The organism is Clostridium sp. C2-6-12, from assembly GCF_009928485.1.
Lineage (GTDB): Bacteria > Bacillota > Clostridia > Clostridiales > Clostridiaceae > Clostridium.
Genome location: NZ_JAABNP010000007.1, coordinates 51,099 through 66,696 on the forward strand (window position 1 = coordinate 51,099; position 15,598 = coordinate 66,696).

At 29.0% G+C, this 15,598-nt stretch carries 18 protein-coding genes and 1 riboswitch; of the genes, 2 read left to right on the forward strand and 16 right to left on the reverse strand.

Annotated elements, in window-relative coordinates; genetic code table 11:
- Positions 1–55: 55 nt before the first annotated feature.
- The 13 genes from GXK56_RS07575 to GXK56_RS07635 form a co-directional block, all read right to left on the reverse strand.
- Positions 56–688, reverse strand: a complete 633-nt coding sequence (locus tag GXK56_RS07575) for a hypothetical protein (protein WP_160686803.1) — start codon at positions 686–688, stop codon at positions 56–58.
- Between the two features lie 158 nt (positions 689–846).
- A complete protein-coding gene (gene cbiG / locus GXK56_RS07580; protein WP_160686805.1) occupies positions 847–2,025 on the reverse strand; it encodes a cobalt-precorrin 5A hydrolase in 1,179 nt (392 codons plus the stop codon).
- Positions 2,026–2,083: 58 nt separating this feature from the next.
- Positions 2,084–2,839: a precorrin-4 C(11)-methyltransferase gene (cobM, locus tag GXK56_RS07585; RefSeq protein WP_160686807.1), complete on the reverse strand. Its 756-nt coding sequence runs from the start codon at positions 2,837–2,839 to the stop codon at positions 2,084–2,086.
- 124 nt (positions 2,840–2,963) lie between these two features.
- Complete coding sequence (locus GXK56_RS07590) at positions 2,964–3,632, reverse strand: cobalt-factor II C(20)-methyltransferase (protein ID WP_160686809.1); 669 nt, start codon at positions 3,630–3,632, stop codon at positions 2,964–2,966.
- A gap of 131 nt (positions 3,633–3,763) precedes the next feature.
- On the reverse strand, positions 3,764–4,336 hold the full coding sequence (gene cbiT / locus GXK56_RS07595) for a precorrin-6Y C5,15-methyltransferase (decarboxylating) subunit CbiT (RefSeq protein WP_160686811.1): 573 nt from the start codon (positions 4,334–4,336) through the stop codon (positions 3,764–3,766).
- Between the two features lie 79 nt (positions 4,337–4,415).
- On the reverse strand, positions 4,416–5,051 hold the full coding sequence (gene cbiE / locus GXK56_RS07600) for a precorrin-6y C5,15-methyltransferase (decarboxylating) subunit CbiE (protein WP_160686813.1): 636 nt from the start codon (positions 5,049–5,051) through the stop codon (positions 4,416–4,418).
- Positions 5,052–5,227: 176 nt separating this feature from the next.
- Complete coding sequence (gene yidC / locus GXK56_RS07605) at positions 5,228–5,872, reverse strand: membrane protein insertase YidC (RefSeq protein WP_160686815.1); 645 nt, start codon at positions 5,870–5,872, stop codon at positions 5,228–5,230.
- A gap of 45 nt (positions 5,873–5,917) precedes the next feature.
- Complete coding sequence (locus tag GXK56_RS07610; protein WP_160686817.1) at positions 5,918–6,145, reverse strand: hypothetical protein; 228 nt, start codon at positions 6,143–6,145, stop codon at positions 5,918–5,920.
- Between the two features lie 103 nt (positions 6,146–6,248).
- Entirely contained in the window at positions 6,249–7,421 is a 1,173-nt protein-coding gene (cbiD, locus tag GXK56_RS07615) for a cobalt-precorrin-5B (C(1))-methyltransferase CbiD (RefSeq protein WP_160686819.1), read from the reverse strand.
- Positions 7,422–7,585: 164 nt separating this feature from the next.
- Positions 7,586–8,419, reverse strand: a complete 834-nt coding sequence (locus GXK56_RS07620; protein WP_160686821.1) for a pentapeptide repeat-containing protein — start codon at positions 8,417–8,419, stop codon at positions 7,586–7,588.
- Positions 8,420–8,613: 194 nt separating this feature from the next.
- Positions 8,614–9,237, reverse strand: a complete 624-nt coding sequence (locus tag GXK56_RS07625; RefSeq protein ID WP_160686990.1) for a precorrin-8X methylmutase — start codon at positions 9,235–9,237, stop codon at positions 8,614–8,616.
- 134 nt (positions 9,238–9,371) lie between these two features.
- Entirely contained in the window at positions 9,372–10,766 is a 1,395-nt protein-coding gene (locus tag GXK56_RS07630) for a cobyrinate a,c-diamide synthase (RefSeq protein WP_160686823.1), read from the reverse strand.
- Positions 10,767–10,897: 131 nt separating this feature from the next.
- Positions 10,898–11,722 (reverse strand): sirohydrochlorin cobaltochelatase, encoded by an 825-nt coding sequence (locus tag GXK56_RS07635; protein ID WP_160686825.1) that lies wholly within the window; start codon positions 11,720–11,722, stop codon positions 10,898–10,900.
- Positions 11,723–11,942: 220 nt separating this feature from the next.
- Positions 11,943–12,150: riboswitch (cobalamin riboswitch) on the reverse strand.
- A gap of 176 nt (positions 12,151–12,326) precedes the next feature.
- Between GXK56_RS07635 and GXK56_RS07640 the strand changes: the two genes are divergently transcribed.
- Both GXK56_RS07640 and GXK56_RS07645 read left to right on the forward strand, forming a co-directional pair.
- On the forward strand, positions 12,327–12,476 hold the full coding sequence (locus GXK56_RS07640) for a hypothetical protein (RefSeq protein ID WP_160686827.1): 150 nt from the start codon (positions 12,327–12,329) through the stop codon (positions 12,474–12,476).
- 87 nt (positions 12,477–12,563) lie between these two features.
- Positions 12,564–13,130 carry a hypothetical protein gene (locus GXK56_RS07645; protein WP_160686829.1) on the forward strand — a complete coding sequence of 189 codons (567 nt, stop codon included), beginning with the start codon at positions 12,564–12,566 and terminating at the stop codon, positions 13,128–13,130.
- A 106-nt stretch (positions 13,131–13,236) separates the two neighbouring features.
- Here the strand turns inward: GXK56_RS07645 and GXK56_RS07650 are convergent, their stop codons facing one another.
- The 3 genes from GXK56_RS07650 to GXK56_RS07660 form a co-directional block, all read right to left on the reverse strand.
- Entirely contained in the window at positions 13,237–13,782 is a 546-nt protein-coding gene (locus tag GXK56_RS07650) for a hypothetical protein (RefSeq protein ID WP_243156046.1), read from the reverse strand.
- Positions 13,783–14,105: 323 nt separating this feature from the next.
- A complete protein-coding gene (locus tag GXK56_RS07655; RefSeq protein ID WP_160686833.1) occupies positions 14,106–14,804 on the reverse strand; it encodes a class I SAM-dependent methyltransferase in 699 nt (232 codons plus the stop codon).
- Positions 14,805–15,100: 296 nt separating this feature from the next.
- Positions 15,101–15,493, reverse strand: a complete 393-nt coding sequence (locus GXK56_RS07660) for a VOC family protein (protein ID WP_160686835.1) — start codon at positions 15,491–15,493, stop codon at positions 15,101–15,103.
- Positions 15,494–15,598: the final 105 nt, after the last annotated feature.

The following is a 15,598-nucleotide window of genomic DNA, read 5'->3' on the forward strand; positions in this document are numbered from 1 at the left end:
TTAATTTATTTTCACCCCAATTTCTATTGGCGTTACTATTTTACACTTTCAAGTATTAACCAATAAAATTACATAAAAATACATATTGTTTATTCAGTTGCTTAGAATACCACTCTGTTTTTATTAAACTAAGATATCCATCTATAATTTTTTTGATTTGATTGTCTTTTGTAAATTGAAGTATTAATGGTATTAACCCAAATATTATTGTTGCTGCTGTAAGAACTATTCTTACTAATGAAGTCATATTTCCTATAATTAAAATTAATCCTGTTATAACCATTAGACCCATTGAAATATATGTTGCATAATCTATATTAGCCTTAGCTTTTACAATTCTATCCTTCAAAGTCTCAACAGTTCTTACATCCTTAAAGAATAATTCTAACTTGTCCTTGTATAATTCCATAAACTTTCCAAATATAAAAGCATACTTTTCCTTAGTATTTGCTTCTGAAATTCTCATACACATAACTAATCCATATTCATACTCAGTTACACTTTTATACACAAATTCATTTCTCTTCTCTAAACTTGGAATTTTAACTACTAATTCTCCCATTTCATTAGCAGTAAGTTCATAGTTATCATTCACTAATCCAGTATAATCGTCTTTAATGATTTCTAACGATTTAGTTATTAAACTATTATTTTCATGAGTACTCATCAGCATATCTATAATTGTCATAACATCCCTCTTCCCTTAAAAATGTATTATTAACAGGTTTTAAAAATATATATTTATAATTTCTACTTGAAAATATTATATCATAATTTTTAACACATTCATCATGGATTTTTCAATATAGTAAAATCTAACAACACATATATTTTTATTTTCTCTGTTTATTTATTATTCAATACTCCAATAGCCAAAGTCATCCCATCTCTTTTTACCTTGCTTATAATAACCTTTGCTCCAGCAAGGTCTACAGAAGGTTCACAAACTCCAGTTATTCCTAAAGTCTTAAACACAAATTCACTTTTTTCATATTTATCCTGTACAGTTTTTATTTCTTCTTTAGTAAAAGTTTTAAATGGACAATTAATCTTTTCAGCTAATTTAATTATCCCTTCTTCATCTTTTTTCACTTCAACCGAGACTATAGCAGCTACAGCCCTTATATCTAAATTATACTTAATTAAACTGCTGTTAATAAACTCATAAAGCTTTTCATATTCAGTATTTCTTCTACAACCTATACCTAAAACCAAGTCTCTTTTTATAAGCTTAAGTATTTTAGAATAATCTAATTCTTTAAGTCTAGAACTATCATTTGTCCCTAGACTCTCAACTTTATTAATTAAATTCAAATCTTCATTTCCTTCTTCGTTAATATAACTATCAAGAGTAAACTTTAAATTATGGGTTATCCAAATAGAGTTTTCTCTTAGCTCCTCTATTTCCTCATACCCATTACTTCTTTGAATTTGTTTATAATCATCTTTTATTCCAACAATTTTTCCATCGACTAAAAGCGAAGCTATATATTTTACCTTCTTTAAGTCATCTATAATCAAATTATTATTTTTTGCAAGAACATCAGGAGCAATGATTCCTAAGTTATCAGTTGCAGTAGTAATAATAGGCTGAGCACCTAATATTTCTGCAATTTTAATCGTAAGCTCATTGCCCCCGCCTAAATGTCCGCTTAAAATATTAATTGCATATTTACTGGATAAATCAACTACAACAACTCCCGGGTCTTTATCTTTACCTTTTAAAAAAGGTGCAATTGCTCTTACAGCAATACCTGTAGATGATATAAATATTACTCCCTTTGAAGCTTCCATGGCATTTTTAGTAATAGTGCTTAAGTTAAATTTATTTAACTTTTCACTTTTTTCTTGTTTACATAGTTCTGCCTCTTCTGTTGTTTTATAAATTTCATTATTCCCTTCAGAGTTCGGCTCCTTTATATATAATTTTGCTTCAAAATGTTTTTGAAGCTTTAAAGCTATATCTTTACCTTTTGGTGATGGGCATATTATTGCTATATCACTTTGAATCTTCTCAGTTTTCATAAACTCCGCTTCCTTATGCAGTAAAATATAATTTATATCTTCCTAATAATTAACTAATTTAATCATTTTGTGCTTCTCTAAACATATGTGAAAAACTTTTATCATATAAAAGACTTTTTTCAAATTCATCTCCTATAAAGTCTCCAACTAATATTTGAGCACATTTAGTTATATTATTTTCCTTAACTTTTTCTGCTATATCATCTAAAGTTCCCATTATTATTCTTTGATCTGGCCACGTAGCTCTTTCAACAACAGCTATAGGGACATTTTTCTTATAACCCTTCTTAAGTTTTTCTACAACCTTATCAATCATTGATATAGATAAAAATATTGCCATTGATGCACCAATAGATGCTAACTTTTCTAAATCTTCATTTTCTGGTACTGGAGTTCTTCCTGGAACCCTTGTTAAAATAACTGTTTGAGAAACTCCTGGCAAAGTGAATTCCCTATTAATAGCTGCTGCTGCTCCAGTAAAGGAACTAACTCCAGGTACAACTTCATAAGGTATACTCACTCTATCTAATTCCACCATTTGTTCTCTTATTGCACCATAAATAGATGGGTCTCCTGTATGCAATCTAACAACTAATTTACCCATTTGATCTTCCATTGTCATAATTTCTATTACATCTTCCAAGGTCATATTTGCAGAATTGTAAACTTGAACATCAGGTCTGCAATATTCTAAATGTTCCTTAGAAACTAAAGAACCTGCATATATTACAACATCTGCTCTTTCTAATAAATCACGACCTTTAACTGTAATTAAATCTGCGGCCCCTGGGCCTGCTCCTATAAAATAAATCATAATAAACCCCTTTCTTTCAATTAACAATGCACAATTTATAATTAAGTATGAAATTACTTTGCAATTTCTACAAATATAATAATCAAAAAAATCTCGTAGAGATTTTCTCCTCAATTGTTAACTGTTAATTGATCTTATTTGCTATTATTAGTGACATATAATCTCTAAGTTTTAGTATTTCATCTCTTTCAGTTAAAACAGTTTCACCTTCTCTTCCTACTCTGCTTGCATAAACATAATCAAAGCCTTTTTCTTCTAAAACATCAAGAACTTCTTCTTCATGTTTATATACCTTCATTATTACAACATACTTTTCGTCTGTTATTTCCTTTACTTTAGTTGCTGGCATAACTACTAATTTCTCATCACCTACAACAAGAGTTCTATTTACTAAACTTCCTGCTGCACAAAAGGAAGTTATTCCTGGTATAGTTTGAACTTCAAAGCCACAATCTCTTACGTGCTTTAACATATGGCTATATGTACTATAAATATAAGGATCTCCAATTGTTAAAAATGCTACATCCTTACCTTCTGCAAGTCTTGCTTCTATAAATTCATATGCCTCTAAAGCCTTTTGTACTCTATCCTTTTTCCCCATTGGAAAATGTTTCACTATTACTTCTGTTCCAGGTTTAATATATTCACTTGCAGTTTCAAGGGCTATACTTTCTCCATCTTCAATTGCTGATGGAGCAACTATAACTTGACACCTTTCTATTGTTCTTACAGCTTTTACTGTTAATAATTCTTTATCTCCTGGTCCTACGCCTATTCCATATAATGTTGCCATTTTTCTAATTCCTCTCCTCTTATATAACTAATTCATAAATTAATAATAATTTTGATTTAGTTAACGTATCTATTTATATACTACATAATGTTTCTAACTAACTCTCTAAAACAACTACTTCTTTGATATCTTTAGCCTCTAATACATTGGATTATGTATATAGGATTATTTGCAATCATCATTAAAGTATTTTCACGATTTTTGCTTATATTAACTAAAGATACCTCAAATTTATAATTTAAAGTTTTAATGACTTCAATTGCTTTATATGCATTGTCTAAAGTAATAAAATTCATAACTATAGTTCCATTTTTATTTAATATTGAATTTGCCTTACGCAATATTGCTTCTAAATTCCCACTGCTTCCTCCAACAAATATTGAATCAAATTTTACTCCTTGCCATATTAAATTATCTAAAACCTTTGTTGCTTCTTTTTTAATTATCTTAACATTATGACATTCAAATTTTCTAACATTGCTTTCAGTGATCTCGTAAGCATCTTCATCTTTTTCTACTGCCAATACCTTTCCTTTGTTGGCAATTTTAGATGCTTGCACAGTGATGCTTCCTGTACCGCTTCCAATATCCAATACTAATGAATTTTCATTTAGATTCATCTTACCAATTGAAAGCATTCTTACTTCTTCCTTGGTCATTGGACAATTCCCTCTAATAAATTCCTCATCTTTTATAAAAATCATAAAAGTTCCCTCCTGCGTTTTATTTAAGCCTTTAAATATTAATTACTACTACTTGAATTAAAGCTTCAATTACGTTCTTTTATTTATCAAGGTTTTGAACTATAAGAACACTTAATGAACTAAAATCTTTATTAATAAATTCCTCTGGATTTCCTTCACTTATTATTTCATCCTCATAAGATAAATTTTCTCCAATAATAACCCTACAATTAATTTCACTGCTAGAAAGCTTTTCACATAAAACAGCAGGATTATTTACCTTATCCGTAAGCCAAATGCTTAATTGATTACTATTTATCTGCTCTAGAAACTCTTCACTTCTTCCATGAAGACTTCCTAAAAATCCATTATTCCAAGGCACCTTTACCTTACAAGTTAAATATTGAAAAGAACTTATTCCAGGTATTATTTCGAAATTTAAAGGTGATTTACTCTTTACATAATTAGTTATACCATAAAAGGTTGGGTCTCCAGAAGCTACTATTGAAATATTCTCCTGAATATTTTCAATTTCACTGTATGTATTTTTATCAGTAAATATAAATTTATCTAGATCGCTTAATTTATTTATATAAACTTTCTTATTATTAATAAAATCTAATGAATCTAAGGCTCTTTTAAAACCTATTATCATACTTGACTTTTTCATAGTTTCTAAAGCCTTAGGCATAATATAATCCTGGTGTCCTGGTCCAAGCCCTACAATATAAATCATTTTACCTCCTACAAAATTCCTTTACATTTATTTAGTCCTATAATGAGATTATATCATTATTTGCTAATTTTTTTATTCTATTAAGTATAAATAAAACAAGTGTAAGTGTTAGCCAATCAAGCTAATGTAACACTTACACTTACAAAGTATAATAATATCATAAATTATAATATTATTTATGCTGTTAATTCTGTTCTTTTTATATACATCCTAAAAATCACTTCTTCAATAAAAGAAAATAAACTTGAAGTTATAAAGTATATTCCTAAAGCAACAGGCGCTTTGAAAGTTATTAGTGCACTCATTACAGTAGTTATTATAACATTAGTTTTGCTTAATTTTGCTTGAGTAGTTATTTTTAGAAATGGTATATACGGTAATATGTTTGGACTAAGCATTGATATTGTATATACCATAGGTACAATAAACAAATTATCTGTCATCTTTATGCTAACCACCCAAGGTAAAAGTATTGTTCCTACCTGCATGGGCATATTTAAGATCACATTATATAATGTGAAAATCACAGGAATCTGTAGTAAGCTTGTTAAACAACCAAACATTCCTTTTGCATTTTTCTCATAATATTTTTTAGTTTCCATATCTAGCTTTTCTTTATTTTTTTTATACTTTTCTTTAATTTCTTCCAATCCCTTAGAAAGCTTTAGTTGCGCCTGCATACTAAGTTTTTGTTTAAATGACAAAGGCATAAGTAATAACCTTACTAATATAGTCAGTAGTATAATTGCTATACCTAAGTCTCCTGTAATATTAAAAAAATAATTAAGTGAAGAATTTAATAAATCTGAAATGATGTTCATATTTTACCTCCTAAAATTTAAAGTTCATAAAAAACATCACTTCATTTAAAACCTAACACAATATCGCCAAACGTCATATTTTTCATAAGAAATATAATCTTCTATGACCATAATCTTTGAAAACTCTAATAATTTACTATAAATCTTCCTTACAAATTTAAAATGAAATCTTCTTATATTGTTTTTATAATATGTAATTGCATAAGCAACAACACCTACAAATAATAACAAAACAAATAATATATTAATAGTGGTTATCAAATCTGCTTTCATAATACTACCTCTCGAATTTAATATATATTATACCACTATATAAGTTATTTACAACCACCTAAAAGCTTATTTATTATATAATTAAATCTTAATTCTGTTTTTATTAACTAATTCCTTCAGACTTCCAAAGTAAAATAGGCTTTGATGCTCCATAATACATAACGGCTTTAACCTCTAATTCTCCATAAACATGTTCTTTAATTTTTTCAACAATTTTATTTCCAATATTCTCATAAAGCTCAGAATAGCCTTCACCAAGCATTTTAACTGCGCCTTCACAGGTCTTTTCTTTTAAGACTTCTTTTACAAGAGAAATATCATATCCAAGAAGTGCTAGTTCTAATGCCATAACCTCAAGCCTTACCCCTGCAACTTTGCTATGAGTATTAAAGCAGCCATAAGCTATTTTACTCATTTTTCCTATGTGTCCAACTACTATAACAGATTTAACCTTACAAGATATGCAGGTTTCAAGAGCAAATCCTATATAATTTGAACATATTACTATTTCTTCTTCTTTAAAACCACGTTCTTTAGAATAATTCTCACCTAAACTTCCAAAGGCTAAAATTAATCTTTTATTCTTTAATGCTTTTTGAACAATTTCTAATCTTATAGAAGCTTTTAGAGAATCCTCTGACATTGGATGAACAATTCCTGTAGTTCCTAAAATTGAAATTCCTCCTTCAATTCCAAGCCTTGGATTAAAGGTTTTTTTAGCTACTTCTTCTCCTTGAGGCACTAAAATTGTCACTTCAACCATTTCATCCTTTGGTAAAACCTTAAGAACTTCTTCCTTTATCATTTTTCTTGGAACTGGATTAATAGCTGGCTCTCCCTTAGGCACAAAAAGTCCCTCTTTTGTAACCTTTCCTACTCCAATTCCCCCCTTTAGTATAACTCTATGCAAATCTTCTAGTTCACTAGTTTCAACACATAGTTCATTATTCTTCACTAAATCAGTATATGTATTTTGTTCTTTACCTTGAACAATCCTTCTGACTCTAGCCTTTATTTCAATTCCATGAGTACTATCTGGGTCATCTCCACCATCTTTTAAAATAGTACATTCTACATAATCTTCGAGTCTTGCTACAGCTTCTATTGGCATTGTTATATTAATTCCTTTTGGAGTTGATATTTCTATTTCACTTAAAGTATCTGCTTTATTAAAGAGAAGCATAGCAGCAGCTTTAGCAGCCCCTGCACTACAAGAACCAGTGGTATATCCGCACCTTAATCTTTTTCCTCCAGTATCAATATACATTTCAAACATAAATCTCACCTCCAAATCTATTAAGTTTTATTATAAACAAAAAACACCGCAGATTCTTATGAAATATGCTCTTTAATAACAGTTTTTTTAATTCTCTATCTTAAAATTAGCATATCGCGAATGAATAATACGGTATTTATAGTCTTCATATAATGTATCTATATTTATTTTTCATTTTCCCAGGCTTTGGGTCTTACAATGACTTTAGGAAGTTTCGTATTCATATCTCCTTTAGCTGTATTGATTTGAGCTTGAGTTAAATAAATACTCCTTGAAAGATTTGCTCCACTTAAATCTGCATCTCTCAAATCTGCACCTATAAGATCTGTAAAACTTAAGTCAACCTCTCTTAAATTAGCAGCAATAAGATATGCTCCACTTAAATTTTCCCCTTTTAAGTCTTTTTTTCTAAGATCAGCACCAATAAAGTCAAAACCTCCACCAAAGGTTCTTTTGCCTTTTAAAGTAGTTTTCTTATTACCTGCTTTTTTTCTTACAAATTCACTTGTTTGTAAAAGCAGTTTATTAACACTCATTCTAACTGGTACTAAATCTAATTTACCTAAAGCTTCTACATTTTCTTCAGTTAAATTTTCAATTTCCTTTATTTTTAAAATTAATTCTTCTTTTAATTTATTTTCACCCTGTAATATTAATGCTTCATTTAAATACCAAAGCATTTCATAAAGCTGTTTCATAATAATAAATATATCAAACATCTGCGTTACAGTTTCTGGATGATTTCTCCAATCCTGTCCTTTGAATGTGACCTGAGCAACCTTCTGTCCTGCTCCAAGACAATCATATGCAATACACCCTTTAAGACCTTTTTTGTTTAAGTTTTTATGAACCTTACATTTAAAATCCTCTTGAAGATTTATACATGGTTTTCCTGCTTCCTTATCAACTGGAAAACCGTCGTTAGCTGAAAAGTAAAGCGCTGTGCAGCATAATCCAAAACATTTGCTACAATCAGCTTTAAAATTATCAAACCTCATATTATTCCAACTCTCATTCCTAAAGTATTAAATTACTATAATCATTACCACTTTAGAAGCACTGCACCTGAAGAAAATCCTGCTTCAAAAGTTACAAATAAAATATTTTTTCCATTATCAATCAATTATAACATACTTTGCAAATACCATTATTTAATTTTCAAAGAACATATGATTACAGTCACTCTTCTAGTTTATCTTTCAACCACCATATACATAATTGCATTTATTATAGCTGCTGCAACAGTGCTTCCGCCTTTTCTTCCTTTAACTCTTATATATGGAATATTCAGTTCCTCCATATTTTCTTTACTTTCTGCTGCTCCAACAAAACCTACTGGAACTGCTATTATAAGCTTTGGATTTGCTTTTCCTTCTTTTATTAATTCCTTAAGCCTAAATAATGCAGTTGGTGCATTTCCAAAAACAAAAATATCAACCTGGTCACTACAAGCTTTTTCAACTGCAGCCATACTTCTTGTTATATTTTTTTCTTTAGCTTCTTTATGTACAACATCTTCATTAACATAACAAATTACACTACTATTTGTTTTAGCTAAAGCCATCTTATTAATTCCATTTAAGGCCATATTAGTATCTGTATAAATTTTTGTACCTTTTCTAAAAAGCTCTTTACCAGTTTCAATAGCATCCTTACTTATTTCAACTAAATCTTTATATTCAAAATCTGCTGTAGTATGAATAGTCCTCTTAACTATAAGTAATTCTTCTTGTGTAAAAGAATGAGAACCCATTTCCTCTCCAATAATTTCAAAGCTTCTTTCTTCAATTCCCATAGGATTTTTTAAATAGTCCATATATTTTTTAACAGAAACCATTGAAAGATTTCTGCTAAAGTTCACCTCTTTCCATTTTAATCTTAAACAACATATTCATATATCTATAACAACTCTGGAAAAGCACTAAGCTTTTCTGCATTAACTTATAATTTCTAACCAAATAAGATTTTTTTTGCAAACTCAATATTACTTTGAAAATTAATATGAGCATATGCTGCCAAAGTATTTCCTTTAATATATCCACATTGCCACTTTATTATTTCTCCATCATATTGAGTTTTTTCAACTTCATATATCTTATTTTCTTGTAAAGTCACTTTCGACTTATGAAATTCATGTCCATTTATTTCAAAGAATTCTTCTTGCAAAGTTTTCTTTGAATTTTCTTGGGTACTATCCATATTTTTATTGGAATAATTTAAAGATAAGTCTAAGGATTTATCGAAATATTTTTTATTAACCTTCACCTTACAATAACCAAAGTTTTGAAGCATCTTTGTCATTTCACTGTTTCCATTAAAAAATCCAACCATTTCTGCTCCATCTATTGATTTAGTTAAATACATTAATCCACCGCATTCTGCATAACATTTAAGCCCTTTCTCTAAGGCTTTTTTTATGCTGCTTCTCATAGAATAATTGTTTTCTAATTCCTCTTTAAATACTTCTGGATATCCTCCACCTATATATAAAAAATCTAATTTTTCAGGTAAAGTCTTATCTTTAATTGGACTAAAATAAATTACTTTCCCAAGGCTCTCTAAAAATTCTAAATTATCCTTATAATAAAAACTAAACGCTTTATCTAAAGCTACACCAATTCTTAATGAATTTTTTTCATTCTTAAAATCTTTATTAGTTTTAACCTTACCTTTAAACTCTTGCATTTTATTTATAATGCCATCTAAATCAACATATTTTTCAATAAGGTTTCCACACATATTCAACTTTTCTTCAAGATTAAGAATCTCCATGCTTTGTACAAGCCCTAAATGCCTGCTGCTTAAGGATATTTTTTCTTCTTTAGGAAGATATCCAAAAACTTTAACCTTACAATTTTCTTCTATAGCATATTTTAATAGCTTGTAATATTTTTCACTTACAGAATTTAATACAATCCCTGCAATATTAGCATTTTTATAATTTTTAAAGCCTTCAATTTCAGCACATATACTGTTGCTTTGTCCCTTAGGTGATAACACTAATATAATTGGCATGTTTCCTAGTATTTTTGATATTTCATAAGTTGAAGCTTTATGTCCTATACCTATTCCATCATAAAGACCCATTACCCCTTCAATTACACCAATATGACCTTTTCCTTCAAGGTAATTCCTTATTACGCCTTCTTCTCCCATTAAATATGAATCAAGATTTCTTGAAGCTTTTTGCGTAACCTCTTTATGAAAAGCTGGATCTATATAATCTGGTCCAACCTTATAGCCTTGAACCTCTAAATTCCTATTTTTTAAAGCTTTCATAAGACCAAGTGTAAATGTAGTCTTTCCTCCACCACTTGAATTAGAAGCTATTATTATAGATTTCATATAACACCGTACCTTTATTCAGTTAAGAGTTAATAGTTATGAATTCAAAGCTACAGAGAATGGTTTTAACTGTTAACTATAACTGTTATTCGTATTTCATTATAATTTATAATCGAATTCACACATGATAATTATCTTAATTTTTTTGTTCTTCCTGCATTTACGTACTTATTATTAATTGAATCATAAATTCTGTTTATGTAAAGCTCTTGAAAATTATCAAATTCTCCCAAACCGTGCATATGTAAGGAAACCTCTATTCCTTCTTTTTGTAATTTGCTTTTTAAAGAATGCTCTTCATCTGAGGCCATATCATTTTTTGCATGATCACCACAAACAAGAAGTAATGGAACAAGCTTTGTCTTCTTAATTCCTTTTTTCTTTAATTTCTTCACTACATTTTCTATAGTTGGATAGCCTTCTATTGTAGCCACAAATACATTTTCATATTCTTCATCTATTAAAACAGTTTGAAGCATTCCATAAACTGCATTTGCAGGGTGTTCTGTTCCATGTCCAAATAGTATTACACTTTCTTCTCCCTGTAGAATATCCTTAATACTTTCTATAAACAAGGAATAATCCTCTGGAAGCCCATTCATTCCTTGATAAAAAAATATAGGTCTTCCAAGCTTTAAAGCTTTAAAGTAATCTTTATTTTTTTCTACAATTCCTTTTATATAATCAAACTCTTCTCCTGGAATTATATGAAGGGGCTGAACTATTACTTCCTCAAATCCTTTATCTTTTAATACTTCTAAGGCTTCTTCTGGGGTAAATATATTTAAATTATCTCTTTCTTTCAATTTTTTTATTATTCTATGTGCTGTAAAAGCTCTAAAAACTTCATATTCCTTAAATTCATCTTTAATTTTATTTTCAATCTTTTCAATTGAATTTCTCAATGCCTCAATATGACTTGTTCCAAAACTTACAACTAAAATAGCTTTTTTCATTATAATATCCCTTCCTTTCTTCGAAAACAAAGTAGCTGCGTTGACAATATATAAATAAAAATTTAGGCAAGAAATGCACAGCATTTCTCTTAATTTTATATGTTCCTAGGCATCAAAAAAATCCCCGTTACCTTTTCAGATAAAGAGGACACATAACAAATTAAGAATATAATATTATTATATATTCTAACCTTTGCTCTTGACTTCCCTCCGAAGCTAGCATTTTCGTATATTTTTAGGCAGGTCTCCTGACTTTGGCCTCATCCTAGAATCTCCACCTTCCCAAGAATAATATCTCAGTGGCTGTCTTAGAGTTTAGTCTTCCATTACAGTAGCGGGGGCTGTAGTAGATTTTCACTACTTTCCCTTTTAATCTTAAAAACATTTTAATAAAATGCACTTTAAAAACCTAAAAATCAATTTTAATTATCTTTAAATTATAAAGTACTACAATCCTTTATTCAAGTAAAAAGTAACTATAAGCTCCTATATTTAAATTAATTCTAATTATTTGCATATAATATATAACTTAATTTCCTATTTTGGCCTATGATGTAAAATATAGTATACTGACTGTATAATAACTCGTTTGGAGGAAAAAATAATGCTCAGAAAAATATTTACTCTTTGTTTTATTTCCATTTTAGCATTATCACAAGTAGGATGCTTTAAAGAAAATACACAAATGGAAGGTACTTTTAAAAAGAATGAATCGAAGGAAAATCCAACAAATTTGTATTTGGGTAATGATTAATTAGGAAAAGAACTCATTTAATTTTAGAGTAACATATAGAAATATCAAATAATATATTAAATAAAAGCACTTATATTAGAGGAAGCAATGGAATTCAACGGATGGAGTAGTTTTGAGGATTTAGCAAAGGCTTGCGGATATACTAATTCTAATAGCAATTCAAATGAAGCAAATAATAATAACAATAATAATAATAATAATAATTCAACAAATAATTCTGGTAATATGGGATGCTGTGATATACCAAATGGATTTCAAGCTTTAAATCCTGATTTATTCGTGGTAATAGGTGAAGTGCTTGGAAATATACTAGCTGGAAATATGCCATTTAATGTTCAAAATGCAGTTGGTAACTGGTTACAGCTAGTTGGCCAAGCAATTGAAACATATAATGCTCAACAGCAATATTTTCAAGGAGGACCAGGAAGATATTTTAATCCTAAATACTATAATGTAACCAATCCATTTTGCAACACTACTTCTACAAATCCTACTCAAAACTCTAGTTCAAAGGCTAATAACAAAAATTCAACTTCTGATTCTAATGCAAAATCATCTTCTGAAGATAACGTTGATAAAATTAAGGCATTAGAGTTACGTATAAATCAGCTAACAGCAGAATTAGAGCAAATTAAATGTATGCTAGAAAAATAAATATCTAAATTTACTTTCTAAGAGGCTTAATAAACTTACTTATACTTTATTATAAATATAACAAAATACCGCAAATTCATTGAAATGCGGTATTTTAAAGTGAATGTTACTTTTTCTTATGAGCTGTATTACTTTCTAATTTTTCCATGTAATAACTATCTTGTATTTTCAATAGCTTTTTAATTTCAGGCATGTCTTTTTCTGTAAAATTAAAAATAGATATTAACTCGCTTCCACAACGATATACTTTTCTTCCATCTGGATACAAATAATTATATCCTTCTGCTCCATCACATCTTCCACACCCATAGCATCCAGTATATTTTCCTTCATATTCTTCAATAACATTTTGAATTCCATGTTTAAAAATATCAGAATATTCTTTTGCTGCAAAGAAACGTAGTCTTACTCCTGGTATATTTCTTTCACTGTATTTATAACCATCATGCTTTTGTTCTTTAGCCTCCATTTTTAGTATTGTCTTTTTTATTTTGTTCTTTCTAAAATCAATAGAAATATCACTGGTTTTATTTCTTACAGGATTATAACCGAGATTTATTGCATATTCAGCTAATTCTAAAAACATCTCATTATATTTTACATCTATATTTGATAGCAATTCATTTAAAATAACTCTATGCTTTTCATTCATGTTACTTATCCCCATTCTTCTTTAATTCTTCATGATTTAAAATTAAATAAAGTGAAATGCACAATATATATAATTATTTTGCTACAAAACATATATACTCCAATGCACAAACAAATATATTTATTAAGAACATCACTTCAATTTAATTACTACGTACTTTTTACAGATTATGAATCAAATTAATTTCAATTCTTTCATGTCAGGTGTACTATATAGAAAATATCGCAAATTCATTAGAAAATGCGATATCTCAATTTAATTCTTATTTTATATAGTTATAGTATTAAAGTAATTTAGATATTCTATATGCAAGTTAAATATCCTTAATTTTTTATAGCTGTCATAGCTATAAGCGTAAGATAACTTTCTTTATCTGCATCATGTAAATCAAAATCAGAAGTAGTTCTCCATATTTCCTTACCATCTTCAATAGTTTCTGCATAAGTTACATCAACAATGCCAGTTTTTCCCCATAAATCTTGCCACCATTTAGCACTATGAAAGCAATACATATCTTTCTCCCAAAATTCCTTCATGGCTTCTGGCAATCCATCACTAAATTCTCTTGTAAGACCAGGACTGACAATTCCAAATTGTCCTCCCTTTTTTACTAACCTTGAATAATGGTTAGGCAAATAAATTTCATCTGTTCCAAAATAATGATATGCATCTATACTAATGGCCGCATCAAAAAAATTATCTGCATAAGGCAATGAGTGAGCTTCTGCAGAAATTGGGAACACCTTATCCTCTACTCCCATTTCAACGAAACGATTATAATTATCTGTTGGGCTTATCCATAAATCATTGGCAAATACAGTTACACCAAATTCTTTAGCAAGAAATATTGATGTAAGTCCCATTCCACATCCCATATCTAGTACACGCATTCCTGGCTTCAAATCCATTTTCTCACAAAGTATCTCTATAAGCCACAAAGCATTTGGCCCCATCATTTTATTTTCTTCAAAAAACTTACTATAATTTTCATAATACTTTTCACAACGTTTAAAATTTCTCATTATTAATAATCTCCTTTGATATGTTATTTTTTTACTTGTATCCTAAGATGATAAAAAAACAACACGCAAAGTGATATTTTATATTAATATTTAAATATTATATCTCAGGCGTGTTATTTAATTACCACCCTTAATACACTGCTCATTTTTTTCATCATAAAAACACTTCCTTTCCATAAAATTCTAATTATACAGTAACATAATCCCAGCAAAAATGCAAACTTTTTCATTTTTTGTTTTTCATTGTATTAAATAGCTCTCATCTTGTAAAATTGCCCCTCGAATCCTTCATAAGTTTAGCAGCCTATTTCAATATAATTACCTTCTGGGTCAGAAATCCAAAAATTTCTTTGTCCCCAGGGTTGTGTGACTGGCTCTCCTGTTAGGGATTGAACACCAAGTGATATCAGACGTGCATATTCCTTATCAACATCTTCTTTAGTCGGAACACCTATACCTATTTGCATTGTAAGATTGAATCCACTTGGTGGGTAGTACTGTTGATTCATTTCCTTAGCAAATTGTTTTCTATCAAACATAAATAACCCTCCATCTTTCACTTTGAAACTTGCAAAAGGTCCTCCATCCCAATCTGTTTCAAATTCCAAAATATCCCTATAAAACTTAACCATTTTTTCAACATCTTCAACAAATAAACCAGTATGTACACTGTTAGATAAAATGCCCATATAAACACTCTCCTTCTCAAAAAATAAGCTAAAAACATTTAATAAAATTACACTCCCAAACTATAACAATTCATATGAAAATAATTGCTTTGCAGGATATGCCAT

What these genes read in the sequence shown, in the direction of transcription:
- GXK56_RS07650 (WP_243156046.1), bottom strand. Translation starts at nt 13,782, where the DNA reads ATGAATGAAAAGCATAGAGTTATTTTAAATGAATTGCTATCAAATATA.
- GXK56_RS07630 (WP_160686823.1), bottom strand. Translation starts at nt 10,766, where the DNA reads ATGAAATCTATAATAATAGCTTCTAATTCAAGTGGTGGAGGAAAGACT.
- GXK56_RS07590 (WP_160686809.1), bottom strand. Translation starts at nt 3,632, where the DNA reads ATGGCAACATTATATGGAATAGGCGTAGGACCAGGAGATAAAGAATTA.
- GXK56_RS07660 (WP_160686835.1), bottom strand. Translation starts at nt 15,493, where the DNA reads ATGGGCATTTTATCTAACAGTGTACATACTGGTTTATTTGTTGAAGAT.
- GXK56_RS07655 (WP_160686833.1), bottom strand. Translation starts at nt 14,804, where the DNA reads ATGAGAAATTTTAAACGTTGTGAAAAGTATTATGAAAATTATAGTAAG.
- GXK56_RS07635 (WP_160686825.1), bottom strand. Translation starts at nt 11,722, where the DNA reads ATGAAAAAAGCTATTTTAGTTGTAAGTTTTGGAACAAGTCATATTGAG.
- GXK56_RS07610 (WP_160686817.1), bottom strand. Translation starts at nt 6,145, where the DNA reads ATGAAAGCAGATTTGATAACCACTATTAATATATTATTTGTTTTGTTA.
- GXK56_RS07645 (WP_160686829.1), top strand. Translation starts at nt 12,564, where the DNA reads ATGGAATTCAACGGATGGAGTAGTTTTGAGGATTTAGCAAAGGCTTGC.
- cobM (WP_160686807.1), bottom strand. Translation starts at nt 2,839, where the DNA reads ATGATTTATTTTATAGGAGCAGGCCCAGGGGCCGCAGATTTAATTACA.
- GXK56_RS07575 (WP_160686803.1), bottom strand. Translation starts at nt 688, where the DNA reads ATGACAATTATAGATATGCTGATGAGTACTCATGAAAATAATAGTTTA.
- GXK56_RS07620 (WP_160686821.1), bottom strand. Translation starts at nt 8,419, where the DNA reads ATGAGGTTTGATAATTTTAAAGCTGATTGTAGCAAATGTTTTGGATTA.
- cbiG (WP_160686805.1), bottom strand. Translation starts at nt 2,025, where the DNA reads ATGAAAACTGAGAAGATTCAAAGTGATATAGCAATAATATGCCCATCA.
- GXK56_RS07625 (WP_160686990.1), bottom strand. Translation starts at nt 9,237, where the DNA reads ATGGACTATTTAAAAAATCCTATGGGAATTGAAGAAAGAAGCTTTGAA.
- cbiE (WP_160686813.1), bottom strand. Translation starts at nt 5,051, where the DNA reads ATGATTTATATTGTAGGGCTTGGACCAGGACACCAGGATTATATTATG.
- GXK56_RS07640 (WP_160686827.1), top strand. Translation starts at nt 12,327, where the DNA reads ATGCTCAGAAAAATATTTACTCTTTGTTTTATTTCCATTTTAGCATTA.
- yidC (WP_160686815.1), bottom strand. Translation starts at nt 5,872, where the DNA reads ATGAACATCATTTCAGATTTATTAAATTCTTCACTTAATTATTTTTTT.
- cbiD (WP_160686819.1), bottom strand. Translation starts at nt 7,421, where the DNA reads ATGTTTGAAATGTATATTGATACTGGAGGAAAAAGATTAAGGTGCGGA.
- cbiT (WP_160686811.1), bottom strand. Translation starts at nt 4,336, where the DNA reads ATGATTTTTATAAAAGATGAGGAATTTATTAGAGGGAATTGTCCAATG.